The organism is Sphingobium sp. TomTYG72 (assembly GCF_055394715.1).
Genome location: NZ_AP027337.1, coordinates 472,622 through 490,225, shown reverse-complemented (window position 1 = coordinate 490,225; position 17,604 = coordinate 472,622). Strand labels below are relative to the sequence as shown.

General features: G+C 63.0%; 19 protein-coding genes. 8 read left to right on the top strand and 11 right to left on the bottom strand.

The window, feature by feature from the left end:
- Nucleotides 1-10: 10 nt before the first annotated feature.
- Nucleotides 11-292 carry a hypothetical protein gene (locus tag ACZ5U1_RS15690; RefSeq protein ID WP_460988447.1) on the top strand — a complete coding sequence of 94 codons (282 nt, stop codon included), beginning with the start codon at nt 11-13 and terminating at the stop codon, nt 290-292.
- 80 nt (nt 293-372) lie between these two features.
- Here ACZ5U1_RS15690 and ACZ5U1_RS15685 read toward each other — a convergent pair whose 3' ends face one another.
- From ACZ5U1_RS15685 to ACZ5U1_RS15650, 8 genes are read right to left on the bottom strand one after another with little or no spacing between them, the layout of a single operon-like run.
- Nucleotides 373-1,167: an SDR family NAD(P)-dependent oxidoreductase gene (locus tag ACZ5U1_RS15685; RefSeq protein ID WP_464780075.1), complete on the bottom strand. Its 795-nt coding sequence runs from the start codon at nt 1,165-1,167 to the stop codon at nt 373-375.
- Nucleotides 1,168-1,181: 14 nt separating this feature from the next.
- Nucleotides 1,182-2,417, bottom strand: coding sequence for a serine hydrolase domain-containing protein (locus tag ACZ5U1_RS15680; RefSeq protein ID WP_464780074.1), 1,236 nt, complete (start codon nt 2,415-2,417; stop codon nt 1,182-1,184).
- A 40-nt stretch (nt 2,418-2,457) separates the two neighbouring features.
- Complete coding sequence (locus ACZ5U1_RS15675; RefSeq protein WP_464780073.1) at nt 2,458-3,219, bottom strand: 3-hydroxyacyl-CoA dehydrogenase; 762 nt, start codon at nt 3,217-3,219, stop codon at nt 2,458-2,460.
- Nucleotides 3,220-3,236: 17 nt separating this feature from the next.
- The gene (locus ACZ5U1_RS15670; RefSeq protein WP_449469766.1) at nt 3,237-3,656 is read right to left on the bottom strand and encodes a nuclear transport factor 2 family protein; all 420 of its coding nucleotides are present in this window, start codon (nt 3,654-3,656) and stop codon (nt 3,237-3,239) included.
- Nucleotides 3,657-3,675: 19 nt separating this feature from the next.
- A complete protein-coding gene (locus ACZ5U1_RS15665) occupies nt 3,676-4,560 on the bottom strand; it encodes a crotonase/enoyl-CoA hydratase family protein (RefSeq protein WP_449469765.1) in 885 nt (294 codons plus the stop codon).
- Between the two features lie 2 nt (nt 4,561-4,562).
- The gene (locus ACZ5U1_RS15660; RefSeq protein ID WP_464780072.1) at nt 4,563-5,537 is read right to left on the bottom strand and encodes an NAD(P)H-dependent flavin oxidoreductase; all 975 of its coding nucleotides are present in this window, start codon (nt 5,535-5,537) and stop codon (nt 4,563-4,565) included.
- Nucleotides 5,538-5,555: 18 nt separating this feature from the next.
- Nucleotides 5,556-6,614 (bottom strand): phosphotransferase, encoded by a 1,059-nt coding sequence (locus ACZ5U1_RS15655; RefSeq protein WP_464780071.1) that lies wholly within the window; start codon nt 6,612-6,614, stop codon nt 5,556-5,558.
- Entirely contained in the window at nt 6,611-7,789 is a 1,179-nt protein-coding gene (locus tag ACZ5U1_RS15650; RefSeq protein ID WP_464780070.1) for an acyl-CoA dehydrogenase family protein, read from the bottom strand. Before ACZ5U1_RS15650 ends, ACZ5U1_RS15655 begins: the two co-directional genes overlap by 4 nt.
- Before the next feature lie 136 nt (nt 7,790-7,925).
- Between ACZ5U1_RS15650 and ACZ5U1_RS15645 the strand changes: the two genes are divergently transcribed.
- From ACZ5U1_RS15645 to ACZ5U1_RS15620, 6 genes are all read left to right on the top strand, one after another.
- Complete coding sequence (locus ACZ5U1_RS15645; protein WP_464780069.1) at nt 7,926-9,194, top strand: class I adenylate-forming enzyme family protein; 1,269 nt, start codon at nt 7,926-7,928, stop codon at nt 9,192-9,194.
- Nucleotides 9,155-9,520: an AMP-binding enzyme gene (locus ACZ5U1_RS15640; RefSeq protein ID WP_464780068.1), complete on the top strand. Its 366-nt coding sequence runs from the start codon at nt 9,155-9,157 to the stop codon at nt 9,518-9,520. The genes ACZ5U1_RS15645 and ACZ5U1_RS15640 overlap by 40 nt, the downstream gene beginning before the upstream one ends.
- A gap of 135 nt (nt 9,521-9,655) precedes the next feature.
- Nucleotides 9,656-10,702 carry a hypothetical protein gene (locus tag ACZ5U1_RS15635; protein WP_464780067.1) on the top strand — a complete coding sequence of 349 codons (1,047 nt, stop codon included), beginning with the start codon at nt 9,656-9,658 and terminating at the stop codon, nt 10,700-10,702.
- Nucleotides 10,702-11,445, top strand: a complete 744-nt coding sequence (locus tag ACZ5U1_RS15630; protein ID WP_464780066.1) for a glucose 1-dehydrogenase — start codon at nt 10,702-10,704, stop codon at nt 11,443-11,445. Before ACZ5U1_RS15635 ends, ACZ5U1_RS15630 begins: the two co-directional genes overlap by 1 nt.
- Before the next feature lie 22 nt (nt 11,446-11,467).
- Nucleotides 11,468-12,421, top strand: coding sequence for an NAD-dependent epimerase/dehydratase family protein (locus ACZ5U1_RS15625; RefSeq protein WP_464780065.1), 954 nt, complete (start codon nt 11,468-11,470; stop codon nt 12,419-12,421).
- 87 nt (nt 12,422-12,508) lie between these two features.
- A complete protein-coding gene (locus ACZ5U1_RS15620) occupies nt 12,509-13,303 on the top strand; it encodes a hypothetical protein (RefSeq protein ID WP_464780064.1) in 795 nt (264 codons plus the stop codon).
- A gap of 33 nt (nt 13,304-13,336) precedes the next feature.
- On the opposite strand, the gene ACZ5U1_RS15615 is transcribed toward ACZ5U1_RS15620, so the two are convergent.
- Nucleotides 13,337-14,176 (bottom strand): helix-turn-helix domain-containing protein, encoded by an 840-nt coding sequence (locus tag ACZ5U1_RS15615; protein ID WP_464780803.1) that lies wholly within the window; start codon nt 14,174-14,176, stop codon nt 13,337-13,339.
- Between the two features lie 232 nt (nt 14,177-14,408).
- Here ACZ5U1_RS15615 and ACZ5U1_RS15610 point away from each other — a divergent pair, with 232 nt between their 5' ends.
- Nucleotides 14,409-15,272, top strand: coding sequence for an alpha/beta fold hydrolase (locus tag ACZ5U1_RS15610; protein WP_464780802.1), 864 nt, complete (start codon nt 14,409-14,411; stop codon nt 15,270-15,272).
- Between the two features lie 4 nt (nt 15,273-15,276).
- Here ACZ5U1_RS15610 and ACZ5U1_RS15605 read toward each other — a convergent pair whose 3' ends face one another.
- Nucleotides 15,277-16,083, bottom strand: coding sequence for an SDR family NAD(P)-dependent oxidoreductase (locus ACZ5U1_RS15605; RefSeq protein WP_464780801.1), 807 nt, complete (start codon nt 16,081-16,083; stop codon nt 15,277-15,279).
- A gap of 31 nt (nt 16,084-16,114) precedes the next feature.
- Nucleotides 16,115-17,596: a class I adenylate-forming enzyme family protein gene (locus ACZ5U1_RS15600; protein ID WP_464780800.1), complete on the bottom strand. Its 1,482-nt coding sequence runs from the start codon at nt 17,594-17,596 to the stop codon at nt 16,115-16,117.
- Nucleotides 17,597-17,604: the final 8 nt, after the last annotated feature.

Sequence of the window (17,604 nt, the reverse complement as noted above, 5' to 3'; positions counted from 1 at the left end):
GGGGATTATCATGAAGCTTTCTTTTGCCTTCGCGGCGGCTCTGTCGCTATCGCTTTCCGCTGCGGCGATCGCCGCTGACGCGCCCGCGATCAAGACCAATGCACTTGTGAAGACGGTCGACGGCCGCAAGGTCGGCTTTATCGACCGCATCCTGAAGAACAACGCTGGCGAAACGACCGGCGTCCAGATCATCTACAGCGGCCGTTTCGTGGTTATTCCCGTGACCACGCTCAGCACGGCGGAAAAGGGTCTGGTCACCAGCCTGACCGCCAAGGAAGTGAACCGCCTCTAAGGCGTGCCGGGGCGCTGCATGGGGTCGGCTGGCTGACCTGACCGCAGCGCCCTCTTCCCTAGCGCGGTGCGATGGCAATCCTATTGCCGTTGCGAGTTGATGTTGCCGCCGTCCACGACGATCTCCGCGCCCGTCATGTAACTCGCTTCATCCGACATCAGGAAACGGATGACGCGTCCCAGTTCTTCCGGCGCGCCATAGCGGCCCAGCATGATCCGCCGCTCGAAATGCCCCGGCAAATGCGCCTTGGTCTCCGCAATGATCGGCGTATCGATCATGCCGGGACTCACCGCGTTGATGCGCACCCCATCAGCCGCCAGTTCATCCGCCATCGAATGGACCAGCGATATCACCGCACCCTTCGCGGCGCTGTAGATCGGGATCATCCCGTTGCCCAGCGTCGCGTTGATGGATGACAATGCGACAATGGCGCTCCCCGGCGATGTGCGCAGATCTTCGCGAAAAGCCTGAGTCATCAGGACGATCGACCGGACATGCAGCGCCAGTCCCGCATCCCAGTTTTCCGGCGTCACTCCGTCGATGCCCGTGGCTTCGGCCGTGCCCGCGCAGTGCACGATGCCACCGATCGCGCCGATCGCCGCCCGTGTCGCGATGGCGGCGGGGGTTACGGCCTGCGGGTTGCGCAGATCGACGCTGAAACCCGCCGCGCGCACGCCATAGCGGCTCTCGATGATGCTCGCCGATCCGGCCGCACCTTCCGCATTGATGTCCCACAGGGCGACCGGCCGACCGACGGCAGCCAGCGCATGCGCCGCCGCCAGTCCGATACCGGAAGCTCCGCCCGTGATCACGACGCCAGTGCCGGGCGATCCCAGCCGGGGCGTGAAGTCGGCGTCATTGTCCAATATCGGCATGGCAGCGTTCCTCCTTATTGCTTCTCCAGATCGCGATAGGCCGCCGCGACAATCTCAGGCCGCATGCTGCCGTTCAACCAGGTCGGCCAATATTGCGTGAGATACAGGAGGAAGAACTTGCGCTCCGGGTCCATCCAGCATGCCGTCCCCGCAGCACCCGGCCAACCGAACACACCCGCTGGCACCGAACCCGGCCAGTCAAAGAAGCTGTTGGTCTGCTCACTCGCCTTCAGCGATACGGACATGCCTGCGCCCATGCCGACGTTCGACAGCGTATAACCGATCGGCACGTCCACATGCGTCACCGCGTCGGGCAGCAGGTTCGATCGTGCGATCCGCACCGTCTCCGGCTTCAGAATGCGTACGCCGTCCAGCTCCCCCTCGTTGAGCAGCATGGCGGCAAAACGCGAATAATCATGCGCCGTCGACACCATGCCGCCGCCGCCCGACGGATAATAAGGCCGCGCATAGAGACTGTCCGCCGCATCATCGGCCAATGCCCATGCGCCATCCTCCTGCTGCTGCGGAAGATCGGCAAAGCGGGCGGCCTGATCCGCCGTGATGGCAAAGCCCGTATCCACCATGCCCAGTGGATCGAACAGGCGCGTCTTCAGGAAGGTTTCGAACGGCATGCCCGACGCGACTTCGATCACCAGCCCAAGCACGTCCAGCGCGACGCTGTAATCGAACCGTGTGCCGGGATCGGTCGCCAAGGGCAGCGCGGCAATACGCTCGCCCAATTCGGCAAGCGTTGCCGGCACCGGGAGATCGCCCGGACCCGGCACCCACTCCCGCGAACCCGGCGCCACGCCATGCTTCGTATAAAGCTCGCCGAGCGTCATGCCGTCCATGCCAAAGCCCGCCGTATGGGTCAGCAGGTGGCGGATAGTGATCGGGCGAGCCGCAGGCCGCGTCACTTCCGGGTCATCACCCTCGATGACGCGCATCTCGGCGAAAGCGGGCAATATCTCCCCGATCGGCTGGTCCAGACCAATGACGCCATCCTCGATCAGCATCATCGCGCCGATGCCGGTGATCGGCTTCGACTGGGAAAAAATGCGGAAGATGGACCGCTCGTCCACGCCATTCTGGCGCGCATAGCCCAGCACGCCTTCGCCATGGTAGCGAACCGGACCATCCGCGGTTCCCCACGCAAGGATGCCGCCCGATATGACGCCCTGCTCGACAAATTCGCGCAGCTTAGCCTCGGTTTCCGGCAAATTGGTCACATCCCGGCTGGTCTCGGTCATGGCAGCAATCCTTCTTACGCACCCAATTGATGGCGAACGGTCAGCGCGGTCCCATGCGGATCGCGCCGTCCAGACGGATCACCTCTCCGTTCAGCATCGGATTTTCAATGATATTCTGAACCAGCTTCGCAAATTCTGCTGGTTTACCCAGCCGCGACGGGTGCGGCACCTGCTTGCCCAGCGAATCCTGCGTCGCCTGCGGCAGGCCTTGCAGCATCGGCGTCAGGAAAATGCCCGGCGCGATCGTCATCACCCGAATGCGATGTTGCGCCAGATCGCGCGCGATCGGCAACGTCATGCCCACGACACCGCCCTTGGACGCTGCGTAAGCAGCCTGGCCGATCTGCCCATCAAAGGCGGCGACCGACGCCGTATTGACGATCACGCCCGCTTCTTCGCCATCCACTCCTGCGCCGGAGAGCAGGGCGGCAAAGCGCGAAATGACGTTGAAGCTGCCGATCAGGTTGATCTCGACAGCCTTGCGGAACGCGTCCAGCGGATGGGGCGAACCATCCTTGCCTACGACACGAAAGCCCGGCGCAATGCCCGCGCAGTTCACCAGCACACGCGGCGTTCCCAGCTTCGCTTCGGCCGCTGCCAGCCCCGCGTCCACGGACTCGGCGCTGGTCACATCGACCTTATGGAAGCTGCCGCCCAACCGTTCGGCGAGCGACGCGCCAGCTTCCTCGTTCAAGTCGAAGATCGCCACGCGAGCGCCAAGCTCGGACAGCCTTTCGGCAGTCGCACTGCCCAGTCCCGAAGCGCCGCCGGTGACGACAGCGCACAAATTCTTAATGTCCACGACCGTTCCTCCGTGGCTTAGAAATCAAGGCTGAACGACTGGTCGAACTGAACGAAGCGGCGCGCGATCTTCCACCCGTCGCTTGTCTTCACCACCGTATCCCGCTGACGGCCAGTTACGACGATCTTGGCGCTCATCGGCGCATGCCCTGCGTTGGCGTTCATGAAGGCATATTCCGCATATACTGCGTCGTCCTTCTCGAACACGATCATGTTGAAGTTATAGTGGCGGTTCTTGCCTTCGGTCTGGTTGGCCGACTCCTTGGCATGTTCAACCTGAGCCTCGACGCCTTCATAGCGGATGGGCAGGCCCTCCATCTCCGTCACAACCTCGGGCGTGAAGAGGGAGGCAACGCCTTCCCAATCGCCAAAGTCGGAACAGCGGGTGAAACGGGCGATCAATTCCTGAATCGCGATCTTGTCTTCCAGCGTGATCATCTCAATCCTCTCCGTTGAATTATTTTTCGCCATACCAGGGGAAGAAGGGCGGCATCTGCGACGCCTTCCCCGTGAAGTCCGCTGGCCGTTTTTCATTGAAGGCGCGAACCCCTTCGCGGCCGTCCGCCTGACTGGTGTAGAATACCGCTAGCGATTCCGTCAGATGCGCCTGCCACGGATCGGGCTGCGCGCTGTTGCGGTTCAGCATCTGGCGGATCAGCGCGATCGAAACGGGCGAACGGTCCTTGACCAGTGATCGGGCAAAGGCCTTCGCCTCCTCGACCAGCGTCTCGGCCGGGAACACGCCGCGCACCAGTCCCTTGTCATGCGCTTCGGCGGCATCGAAGATATCGGCTTTGTACGCCCATTCCATCGCCTGCTCCAAACCGACAATGCGCGGCAGGAAGAAGGACGAACACGCCTCCATCGTGATGCCCAGCCGTCCAAAGACAAAGCCGAAGCGCGCCTTGTCCGATGCGAAGCGGAAATCCATCGGCAGCAGCATGGTCGAGCCGATACCCACCGCCGCGCCATTCACCGCGCCAACGATCGGCTTCAGGCAATCATACATCGCCATCGCGACGCGCCCGCCCGTATCCCGCACGCCTTTCAGAATAGCTGGATCATCACCACGCTCGCGCAGATCTTCCATCGTCGGCGTCATGCTTTCATCCAGACCAAAGACATTGCCGCCGACCGACAAATCCATGCCCGCACAGAAGGCACGGCCCTCGCCCGTCACCACGATCACGCGCACCGCATCATCCTGGCTCGCCCGGCCATAGGCGTCGACCAGCTCTTCGCACATCTCGACCGTAAAAGCGTTCAGCTTGTCCGGGCGATTGAGCGTCAGCAGCAGGACGCCATCATCCTCGACCTCATAGCGGATTGTATTGTAGCTCATGCTCATGCCTCCCCGGTCAGCGCCACGGCGCGGGCCAGCGCCTCGCGGCATTCGCCCACGATGCGCTCGATCAATTCGGCGCATGTCGGAATGTCGTCCATCAAACCGATGCCAAGCCCGGCCCAGACCAGCCCGCCATCCACTTCGCCACTCTCCAGCGCAGCGCGTCCCCGCGCACCGGCGACCAGCGGCCGGATATCCTCGAACGTCGCGCCGGGCTCCCGTTCCTTGACGTTCACCTCCTCGGCGACGGCATTGCGGAACACGCGCGCGGTGTTGCGCAGCTGGCGGAAGATCAGCGTCGTGTCGCGCTCAGTCCCCTGCACCACCGCCTGCTTGATCGCCTCATGGATCGGCGCTTCCTTCGTCAGCATGAACCGGGTGCCCATCGTCACGCCTTCCGCGCCCAGGGCCAGAGCCGCCGCCATGCTGCGCCCGGTCGCCATGCCACCCGCCGCCAGGATCGGAATCTCCAGCGCCCGCGCCGCAGCGGGGATCAGAACCATGCCCGGAATATCATCCTCTCCCGGATGCCCCGCCGCTTCGAACCCGTCGATCGACACCGCATCGACGCCCGCCCGTTGCGCGGACAGCGCATGGCGGACGGCAGTGCATTTGTGGACGATCTTAACGCCCGCCTGCTTGAAGCGCGCAATGAATTCGGCGGGACTGCGCCCGGCGGTCTCGACCACACCAACGCCGGAGCCGGCAATGACTTCGGCATAGGCTTCGTAAGGAACCGGCTGCGCGGTCGGCAATATGGTCAGGTTCACGCCGAACGGCTTGTCCGTCATCGTGCGGCACCGCTCGATCTCGGCTGCCAGAGCCTCGGGCGTCGGCTGGGTGAGCGCCGTCAGGATGCCGAGGCCACCAGCATTGGACACCGCCGAAGCCAGCTCCGCGCGGCCCACCCACTGCATGCCACCCTGGATAATGGGATAGCGCGTGCCGGTAAGCTCGGTAATCCGGGTCTTCATTCCACCATTCCCCTTTGATCAGGCCGCTTCCGCCTCGCTCCATCCCAATTGGGCGAGCAGGGGATATTGCGCCGCCAGTTCTTCTGCATGCGCCGACGCGGCCGTTCCGCGTAGTGCCCTTGCCTTAATGCCATGATAGATGGCCGCAAGCCGGAAAAGAGCGAAAGCGCGGTAAAAGCCCATTTGGTCGATCCCGTACCGCCCGGTCCTGCGGCAATAGGCGGCGATATACTCCTCCTCGGGCATCAGCTTGAGCGCGGCGAAATCCGCGCCCCGCAGGCCAGACAAAATGGCAGGCGGCAGCCGGTACATCATCAGGTGATTGACGAAGTCCGCCAACGGATGACCAAGCGTTGAAAGCTCCCAATCCAGCACCGCCGCAACGCGTGGCTCGGTCGGATGGAACACCATATTATCAGCGCGATAATCGCCATGGACGATCCGGCTTTCATCCCCAGCGGGAATATTCGCTGGCAGCCATTCTATCAGCCGGTCCATATTGGCGTCGCGACCAGCCGCCTCGTCATTCAGATATTGGCGCGACCATCGTGCGATCTGCCGCTCGAAATAATTGCCCTTCTTCCCGAAATCATCGAGGCCCAGAGCCACGGGATCGAAATTGTGAAGCTGCGCCAAAGTCGCGTTTATCGCATCGAAATAGGCAACCCGTTCCTCCGCCGCGACATTCTCAAAACGCGAGTTCCAGAAAACACGGCCTTCGACGCACTCCATGACATAGAACCAGCTGCCGATTACCGCATCGTCCGTGCAAAGCCCGTAAATGCGGGGCACCGGAAAACCTTCCTTGCCCAGCGCCGCGATCACCCGCGCCTCGCGATCCACGGCATGGGCGCCGGGCACCGTCACGCCCGGCGGCTTGCGGCGCATGACGAAGGAACGTCCCGGAACGTCCAGCCGGAACGTCGGATTGGACTGCCCGCCCTTGAACTGCCGCACGGTCAGCGGCCCTTCCGCCTCGGGCACATGCTCCTTCAGCCATGCCCGCAAAGCGCCTCCATCGAAACGATGCGCCTCGCGCACCTCGGAAAGCCCGGCGTTCAGCTCCTCGGCATTCATGACTTCGCCAGCGCCTCGCGCTTGATCTTCTTGGCGAGCGACCATTTATGCACCTGCGTCGGCCCGTCATAAATGCGAAAGGCGCGGATTTCGCGGAACACCTGCTCCACGATCGTGTCATGGCTCACCCCGGTTCCGCCCATCACCTGCACGCACCGGTCCGCCACCCGGAACAGCGTTTCCGATACAGCCACCTTCGCCATGGAGCTTTCCGTGATCGCCTTGTCCCCGGCGTCCAGCACGTCCGCACACCAATCGATCATCAACTCGCATTGTTTCAGGTCGATCAAATTGTCCGCCAGCATGAAGCCAACGCCCTCATGGTCGATCAGCGGCTTGCCGAACGCCTGCCGCTTCACCGCATAGTCGGTCGCAATCTCATTCGCCCGCGTGGCCGCACCCAACCAGCGCATGCAATGGGTGAGCCGCGCCGGGGCCAGCCGGACCTGCGCATAGGCGAACCCCTCATGCGGCGCGCCCAGCACAGCCTCGGGCGGCAGGCGCAGATCGTCCACCTTCACCACCGCATGACCGCCCGGCATCGAGCTGTCGATCGTGCCGATCAGCCGTTCCTGCACCAGCGCGGGGTGCGGCAGCGGCACCAGGAACATCGTCGCCGCCGCCGCGCCGTCATCCCGCTCCGTCTTCGCCATCAGGATAGCAAAGCTGGCCCCGGCAAATCCGGTCGCGAACGCCTTGCGTCCATTGATCACCCACTCGCCGCCCTCCAGACGCGCACGCGTCTGCATCATCGACGGGTCCGACCCAGTCCCGCCTTCCGTCGCAAGTTCGGTCATCAGGAAACAGGAACGCCCATTCCCCGCAACCATCGGATCGAGGTAGCGGCTCTTTTGCTCCGGCGTAGCGACCTTCCCCAGCAGGAACATATTGCCTTCGTCGGGCGCATTGGTGTTGCAGGCGAGCGGCCCCAGCGGCGACAATCCCGAAGCGCGCAGCACTCGCGCCGTCGCCCGGTGGCTAAGATGCGTCCCATCCGCGCGGATATGCGGCGTCAGGACGCCCGCCTCCCGCGCTTTTGCCCGCATTTCCTGCACCAGCGCATCCAGCGGACCATGATCGTCCCGACGGCCATCCCTTTCATAAGGAACGACCACGTCGCGGACGAAATTCTCGACCCTTCGAGCAATCGCCGCATCATCCTCATGATCTGCCATGGCTTGTCTCCGCTCCTCTCGTTTCTTGGCGCTTGCCAAGGGAAGAACCGCAATGCAAGGTGCAATTAGAAAGCCATATAAGAGCTTTCGTGCCCGTCCTAGCATGGCAGGTCGCACGGAGAGGACCGATAAAGAGATGAAGCATCTGCAACTCCGCAAGGAAGTGCATCACGGCAGGCTGGTCAATTGTCATCAGGATCGCCCCGCAGACATTTACGCCATGTTCCTGGACGCCGTCAGCCGCTCGCCGGACGCCATCGCCCTTGTCGAAGGCGAAGACCGGTGGAGCTACACGTTCCTCGCTACCCGCGTCGCCGCCTGCGCCGCGCGCCTTACATCCTTGGGCCTGACTGCTGGCGACCGACTGGCGATCCTACTCGCCAACCGCGCCGATTATTCCACGCTGCTGCTGGCGGCAGCAAGACTCGGCCTGATCGCCGTGCCCATGAATATCCGCCAGCGCGCGCCGGAAACCGCTTACGTGCTGGACGACAGCGGCGCCGCAGCCATCATCTATGATGACGCGCTGGAAGACCAACTGCCCAGCCGCTCCGACCACCCCCAACTGCGCCACTGGTTCCGCTATTCCGACGAATCCGCCCATTGGTCCAACGCCACACCCGAAGCGCTGACCGACGCCCCACACCGATCGGCCGTCAGCGAAGATGACCCCTTCTGCATCCTCTACACCTCGGGCACCACCGGCCGCCCCAAGGGCGCGGTTCTCACACATCTCGGCATCGTCACCATCTGCATCGGCAGCCAGCAGCACCTGCAATTGAAGGATGGCGAGTCGATGATCCTCGCCGTCCCTGCCTCGCACGTCACCGGGATCGGCCTCATCCTGATGCTCAGCATCCGGGTCGCGGGGAAGGTTGTGATACAGCAGGCGTTCAAGGCCCGCCCCTTCCTGGAACTCGCGCAGGCCGAACGCATGAGCTACGTCATCATGGTCCCGGCCATGTACAAGCTATGCCTGATGGAACCCGATGTCGCGGACTTCGACCTGTCGAGCTGGCGCATTGGCGCGTTCGGCGGGGCGCCCATGGCCGAATCCAGCATCGAAACACTTGCCGCCCAGCTCCCGCAACTGACGCTGGTGAACATCTACGGATCGACCGAAACCTCATCCCCCGCCGTCATGATGCCGCTCGGCGACTGTCCCGCTCATCCGGACAAGGTCGGCAAGGCCCTGCCTTATGCCGACATCGTCATCATGGATGAGGAAGGCCGCGAACTCCCACGCGGGGAGCAGGGCGAAATCTGGATCGCGGGCGCGATGACGATACCCCGCTACTGGAACAACCCCGAAGCAACCGAGCGGGCTTTACCGGCGGCTATTGGAAATCGGGTGACATCGGCACGATGGACACGAACGGCTATATCCGCGTGCTCGACCGGATGAAGGACATGATCAATCGCGGCGGCTTCAAAATCTATTCAGTGGAGGTCGAAAACATGCTCATGTCGCATGAGGCCGTCATAGAGGCCGTTGTGATCGGCAGGCCCTGCCCTGTCCTGGGCGAACGGGTCGAAGCGTTCGTTGTCGCACCCGACCAGGCAGACGGCGCGAGCCTGCGCGACTTCTGCGCACGGCATCTGTCCGACTACAAGGTTCCCGACCATGTCTACATCGTGGAGGGACCGCTTCCCCGCAATGCCAACGGCAAGCTGCTAAAAACTGCGGTTCGCGAATGGCTGCCCCAAACGGCAGGGGGCGAACCTGCCTGAATTACAGTGCATGTTGTCATATCTTGCAGGCCGACGCGGAATAAGTTAGGACTCGCTTGGTTACCGAGCCGCCTCAGCTTTCCCTGTCTACAAATGAAGGGGTGGTCGGCGATGTAGGTACTCAGGAGAGTTCACATGACCACCCAGTTCCGCCCAGTGGCCCCGCCCCAGATCATCGAGAACGCCTATACGCAGGACCAGCATCGCCGCATGCTGAACGTCGTGCGGGAAAACGGCCCGTGGTCGTTGATCCTGGCACAACATTTCAAGTCACCCGAAGAAGTCGTCGCGACGACCTCGGGCGGGCTTCCGGCTGGCTTTACCCCCACATGGGACATGTTCCTTTCGCCGGTATTCCGTGGCTATCTCGCGCAAGGATCGACAGTCCAGCATCCCGACATCGAAGACTGCTTCTTCAACAAAAAATTCCTCGATCTGGTTCGGGGATATTGGAAGGCTGAATATGCCCGGCCCGAAAATATGCTGTTCAACATTCAGGGGCCGTGTCCCGGCGCTGGCGCACCCCATGTCGACGGCACCCGCTTTCGTGGCATCTCCATGCAGACATCGCCGGTATGGCTGATGAACATCATGGTGAAGTCCGGCCTGTTCGAACATTGGCGCGCGAAAAAGGCGCAGGTGATCACCTGGTATTATAAGGGCAAGGTCGGCGGCGGCTTCAACTACTGGCCCGATGGTCCGCAAGGACAGCCTGCCCAGATCAAGGCGCCGATGTGGAGCCGCGCGGTCGTCGTTGAAAATGAAATGATGTACCACACGGCGCAAGCCAGCGGCCCCGCCGCCCTGCGCCGACCCGAAGGACTCGCGATCAATTCGCTCATGAGCGCCGATCCCGAAGATCCCCATGGCTGGCAGATCACCACGGACGGCAAAGTCATCCAGAAGATACCGGAAGACGAATTCCGCTTCCTCATCCACTGGGGCGCGGACATCTTCATGGATTATAGCGAACTCAAACAGTCGCTCGACCACACCGACGACATAAGCCATGATCAGGTGTTCGACATGCTGATCGCCGATCTTCGCGCACGCGGCGCCACTTTCGAAGTGCCCAGCGATCCGCTCACCGATCAACAGTTCATCCGCGTGCTGGTCCAGACCTATGACCCCGGCAAGCCGTCCATCTTCCCGCCGGAACCGGAAGAAGCACTGGCGGCCTGATGCCTCTCTCCTTCGGCCTGGCGGGCAGGACCGCACTCATCACCGGGGCAAGCAGCGGGCTCGGCGCGCACTTCGCGCGCACGCTCGCTGCCGAGGGTGTTCAGCTGGTCCTCGCCGCCCGGCGGGGCGACCAGTTGGAAAGCCTTGCCGCGTCGCTCCCCCACGCGCGCGCCATCTCGCTCGACGTACAGGACGCCGCCTCCGTCGATCGCTTGTGGGAAGAAGTCGGCGCCATCGACATCCTGATCAACAATGCGGGCGTCGTAAGCGCTGGTCCAATGCTTGATCAGGATGCGTCGCAATGGGATCGCGTCATGGATACCAATGCGCGCGGCGCTTATCTGGTCGCGCGCGGGGCGGCGCACGCCATGATTGCGGCAGGTCGGCCGGGCAGCATCATCAACATCGCGTCCATCCTTGGCCTTCGGCAGGGCGCACAGCTTGGCCCCTATGCCATTTCAAAGGCCGCTATGGTGCAGATGACCAAGGTCATGGCGCTGGAATGGGCGCGCTACGATATCCGCGTGAACGCCCTGTGCCCCGGCTACATCGTAACGCCCTTGAATGAGCATTTTTGGGGAACGGACGCAGGCAAGGCGATGATCAAGCGGATACCGCAGCGCCGAATAGGAAGCCCGGAAAATCTGGACGGTGCCCTGCTCCTGCTCGCGTCGGACCTTGGCTCCTACATAACAGGCGCGGAACTGGTCGTAGACGGCGGTCACCTCGTCAGCTCGCTCTAACCCCTCCGCCTCTCCGGAACCCATGGCTGGACTCTTGACGCCGGGTGGATCGCTGTTGCTTCCTAACCCGATGCGCATTCTCGTCCTCGGCGCGACCGGCTATCTCGGATCGCACATCGCCCGCCATTGCAGAGCGTCCGGCCATCCGGTGAGCGGTCTCAGCCGCACAAGCGAAGGCGATCGCGCCCTCATTGATCATGGCATAACCCCTCTACGGGGTGACCTGTCGCATCTGGACGCCGTCATCGACATGATGCGCCAGCACGACGCCACCATCTATGCCGCCCAACTGCTCCTTCAGCAGGAACATGACACGGTCAGAAGCTTGCTCAATGCAGCTGACGGGCGCGGTCATCAGTTCATCTTCACCAGCGGCACCGGCCTCCTCTCACAACGCACGGACGGCCTTTGGAGCGAGGACAGCTTTGCCGAGGACGACCCGTTCGAACCCTCCAAATATATCGGCCTCCGGTTCGACACGGAAAATATCGTCCGCCGCGCAGGATCGTCGGGCGGAGTGCGCGCCATGGTGATCAGGCCCCCGATGATCTGGGGGCATGGCGGCTGCGGCCATCTGCGCATGTTCTACAGCGACGCCCGACGCACGGGCGAAGTCGGCTATCTTGGGCAGGGCCTCAACCTCTATTCCAACGTCCATGTCGATGATCTGGCAGAGGTCTATCGCCTCGCGCTCGAACGGGGTTCACCCGGCGCCCTTTATCACGCCGTCGCAGGCGAACTGAACAACCGCACTCTGGCGGAGGCGGTCGCCCGCGACCTCGGCATTCAGGCGCGCAGCATCGACTTCACCGAAGGCGTTCGCCGCTGGGGAAAATTCGAAACGCTGATCGCCATGGCGACATGCAGCCGATCCCGCAGCCCCCGCACCCGTCGGGAACTGGGCTGGACCCCTCGCCACCTCGATGTTCTGAGCGACATCGGCCATCCCGCCTATCGAGCGCTTGCCGGTCGATAACTTCCGCCAACCCGGAAGAGGCGCGGCACCGCTTTAACCCCGCCGCCTGCCCCGCTTCAGTGAAGCCATCATTTTCAGGAGAGCGCCATGCAAAGCTGCGAAACCTTGTACGAACGGGCCGACATAGCCCGCGCCGACCGTCCCATACGCCTCGGCTCCCTACTCTTCACCATGGTCGAGCCGCGCCCGGGCCATGAGGTCGCCTATAATCGTTGGTATGAGCGCGATCATTTCTACAGCGGCTGCATGATCGGCGCCTATACCGTCTCGGGCGCACGTTATGTCGCCACCCGCGCGGAAAAGGCGAAGCGCTTCGGCTCAGGCACCATGGACCTGTCAAAGGGTTCCTATCTCGCACTCTATTGGATTTTGGACGGGCATCATAAGGATTGGGACGCCTGGGCCGTCCGTCAGGTCAACGACCTCCATGCCACCGGCCGCATGTTCAAGGAACGCGACCATATCCACACCAGCTTCTACAATTTCGATGCGGAATATAATGCGCCGGGCAGCGCCATGCCGATCGAACTGGCGCTTGATCGCCCCTATGGCGTCGTCGTCGCCTTCATCGTCGATCTCAACCCGGGCAAGACCAGCGCGGACCTCTCCGCCCTGCTCCGCGCCCGCGACCTGCCGGGCGATGTCGCGCTGACCGGCTCCCCTCTGCCCCTCGATCCCACCAGCCCCAAGGATGTCCCGGTAGAGGCAAACGACCGCGCCATCTTCCTCAGCTTCTCGATCGAGGACCCCAAAGCCGTCTGGGACACCGCCTATGTGCCGCTCGCCCAAGCAATCGAGGAAAGCGGCATCGGCCACATCGCCATAGCCTCGCCCTTCATCCCGACGATCCCGGGCACCGACAGCTACACCGACCAGCTTTAAAAGCTGAAGGGCGGCACAGGAAAGGCCGTCCCCTTATTGCATGCTCACCGCCCCGTTCCGGCGAATGCGATCATTATAGCGGTAGATGACCGACTGCATGCCCGACAGCATCTGCCGCACATCATTGTCGTTCACGAACAGCGGATCGCCCACCACGCCGATCGCATAGGAAGCAACGCCATGCGGCACCCGCAGCGGCATAGCGATCGAGTCCACCGGAATGGTCGCGCTCCGTCGGCAAAGCGCAAACCCACGCGCCCGCGTCGTGGAAATCCGGTCCACCAGATGTTTCATCAGCGTCGGCCCCTTCGGACCCAGACCCAGCCTCTGCGTCCGTGTCGCCAGCTGGATGATGTCGACATTGGATTGCTGCGCCAGCATCGCCGCAGCAAAATTGGTGCCCGGCCGCCAGCTATTGTGCTGGAAACAGATCATCTCGGAGGAATAATAGGGCTCCGCATCCGGCTTCGCCGCCCAGCCGCCGGACATTTCAGCGACACTCTCCGACCAGCAGTCATTCTGCTGCGTGACGAAGACCGATCCGCCGGTTTCGCGCCGCATATCTTCCATCACCTCGTTGATCCGGCCGCTTCCAAAAAAGCTCTGCTCGATCGACGAAGCATTTGCGACCAGCTTGTAGGACGGCGCATAGAGCTTCGTCGCCTGATTATAGGTAAGATAGCCAGTGCTCGCGAGCGTGCGCAAGATTTCGTCAGCGCTTGAATTGGGGATGCCCAATGCTTCACTGATCTCGATCGTGCGCGCAGGCTCGCCCGACTTCATGAAATATTCCAGCACCTCCAGCGTCCGCAGGCACGACTTCACGCTACCTCTGCCGCCAGACCTGCCTTCCGCCTGTGAGTTAGCGCTCATGCCGCCTCCTACGCACTTCTTGCCAGCGTCGGCGCTGCCGATCACCCGGATTTTGCTATTCCCCACCATATTCCTGGCGCACCATGGATTCAAGCGTGGGAAATCCGCACCGCCGCGATCCCTTACGCGAATATGGAAAGCCGCCATTGCCGGTCGCCAGCACAGCTTCGCTTCTCTCTACACTGCAAATATGCATGACAGACAAAGTCGCCCCCACATCAGGACGAAGCCTGTGAAGCGCCGCTTTCACAATGGCCGCATGCCGCTCAGCTATACCGAATGGACGCATGAAGGCGCGCCGGTCGCCATCCTCCTTCATGGCAGCCGGGACCATAGCCGCAGCTGGGACGCGCTGGCGAATGCCCTGCTCCCCCACTATCACATCATCGCCCCCGACCTTCGCGGCCATGGGAACAGCGGCTGGTCGCAGGATGGGCGCTACGACTTCGCGGCCTATCTGTCCGATCTCGACGCGCTTGCCGCACAATTGGCGCTGGGTCCGCAGCGTCAGGCCATCCTGATCGGCCACTCCCTCGGCGCGCACATCGCCTTGCGCTTTGCCGCAATCTATCCCGAAACGATAAGACGCATCGTCGCGATCGAAACCGTTGGCGCGCCTCCCGATATCGAAGCCTATCGCTTCAGCCAAAGCATCGCACAAACGACCCGCAACTGGCTTGAGGAGCGCCGCGCCGCTTCCCTTGCCGCCCCGCGCATCTTCGCGTCCGTCGATGAAGCGGTCGAGCGTATGCGGGAACGCCATGCCTTCCTCACCCCTACGCAGGCACGGCACCTGACGCGCCATGGTCTGCGGCGGGCTGGCAAGGATGGATGGCAGTGGAAACATGATCCCTATCTCGCCGTCTGGGCTTTTCCCGACATCTCCCTGCACGATGTCAGGGCCTTGTGGCGCAATATCGCCTGCCCGACGCTCCTCGTTAATGGCGAACGCAGCTGGCCTTCCAATTTGCCTTCTGATTTGCTGGCCCATATCCCTGACGCGCGGGAAGTCCGCCTGCCAGAGAGCGGCCATTGGCCCCAGCATGACGCCTTTGACGCATGCCTGTCGGCGATCAAGCCTTTCCTGACCGATTGAGCCGCTATTCGTTGCTCTTCTTGGTCGCCATCACCCGCGGGTCGAAATGGTTCGCCGCCATCCACCCGCCATCCACGAACAGACTGTGGCCCGTCACATATTCCGACAGTCCCGACGCCAGGAACAGCACAGCCCCAGCCACGTCCCGCGTCGTGCCCGGCCGCCCGATCGGCAGCACGCTCGCTTCCATCAGCGCCCGCGATTGCGCCGTTTCGGGCAATCGGGGCGTGGTGATGCTGCCCGGAGCCACGGCGTTGGCGCGAATCCCATGCCGCCCCCATTCGGTCGCCATCGACTTCACCAGATGCATGAGCCCCGCCTTGGCCGCGCCATAGGGCGCATGCATCGGCGACCCAACCGCTCCATCGACCGACCCGATGCAGATCAGCGAACCGCCTACTCCACGCGCAATCATAGACTGAGCAACGGCGCGCGCCGTCACGAAGAAATAGCGCAGGTTGCGGGATTGATCATTATCCCATTCCTCCAGCGTCACGTCGAGCAGCGGCTTGAACAGCGCCTGCCCCACGATCGTCACCAATATGTCGAGTCCGCCCAGCGCCCCTTCCGCATCCGCCACGGCTTTCTTGACCGACGCCTCATCCAATATGTCCGCCTCGATCGCTATGCCCGCGCGCCCGATCGCGCGCACTTCGCTTGCGACCTGCTCGGCCCGCTCCATGACGCTGTCCAGCACGGCCACATCGCACCCCGCCTCGGCGAGCAGCAGCGCGCTCGCCTCGCCCATGCCACGACCACCGCCGACGATCAGCGCTTTCTTCCCCTCAAGCCCCAGCAATGACACGCTCATCCTCTCCATCCTCTTCGTTGCGCGTGCCCGCTCATGCGGCGTCGGGCAGGAACATCTTCTTGATTTCGGTCAGGCTGACCTTCAGCGACGGCGTGCGCGGCAGCGCGTCCACGATCCGAATCTCCACCGGCACATGCGTCGGCGGCAATTCGGCCCGCACATGCGCCAGCAGCGCCTGTTCATCCACCGCCCCCGCATTCTGGCTGAGTTCCACCGCCGCCACCGGCACCGCCCCCAACCGGGCATCGGGAATCCCCACCACCGAAGCATCGACAACGGCGGGATGCTGGCGCAGCACGTCAACCACGCGCTCCGGCAATATCTTGAACCCACCCCGCACGATCGCGCCATCATGCCGTCCGCGATGAAAGACATATCCGTCCTCATCAATCATCACCAGATCAGTGGTCCGCACCCAGTCAGGCCGCACGGACGGGCAATGCACTTCCAGCAATCCTTCCGCCCCGCGCGAAACTTCCGCGCCGCTTTCCGGATCAACGGCGCGTATCTCCACGCCCGGCATGGGAAGGCCGGTGCTACCGCGCTTGCTGTCCCCGCGCTCCGCCCGCATCTGCGGCGTCCAGCGGACGATCGTGCCGCAAAATTCCGTCGCGCCCATGCCCCACAGGATCGGCAGGCTGTAGCGCGCCTCAAACCGCTCCTGCAAATCGGGATCCAGATAAGCTGATCCCCCCGACACGCTCTTCACGCTCGCCATATCCTCGACCGACACATTAGCGTCCATGATCATCGCGATCGCCGTCGGATTGAGGCCCAGCGTATCGGGCCTGTGGCGGCGCAGCGCATCCACCAGCCCATCGACCGTAAAGCGCTCCATCAGCACCAACGGCGTATTATTGACCGCAGCGCCGGTCAGCAAGCACACGCCCCCAACCCCGCCCAGCGGCCAGATGTTGATCTGCACCGGCGGCGCGCTGCCGGACTCCGCACCGGGCGCACTCATCACCGCCCGTTCCAGCAGCTTCAGCGGCATAGGAATGCGCTTGGGCGTCCCCGTCGTCCCGCTCGACAGCACCTCGATCCCGCCATCGGGCAAGGCATCATCGAACGAGGATCGCCTGCACTTCTTCAGCCCATCGACCAGCATGGGCGCGTCATCGATCCCGCCAAAAGCGATCCCCGCGCAACCAGCCTGTCCCGCAGCCTCCCAAAAGTTCGGCCAGTCCTGCTCATCCGCCAATATCGCGGCGGCTCCCAAATTCTCGATATTGTCCGAAATCGCGGTCGCGGGCAGGAAGGGATAGACGAAACTTACCGACCGCCTGTGCGCCAGCAGCCCCACCACCGCCGCCGCATGGGCCAGCCGGTTGCGGATGATGATGCCCACCTTCGCCGATGGCGGGCACCCGGCGGCGTCAAGCAGCGCAACGACGGCGTCGCCATAGCGCGCCACCTCACCCCAACTCACCCACCGGCCCTCAAATTCGATACCCCGCGCGTCGCTATGGTCGCGCAGGTTGGCGCGAAGCTGCTCGATAACGTCCTGACTCATTGGCGGTC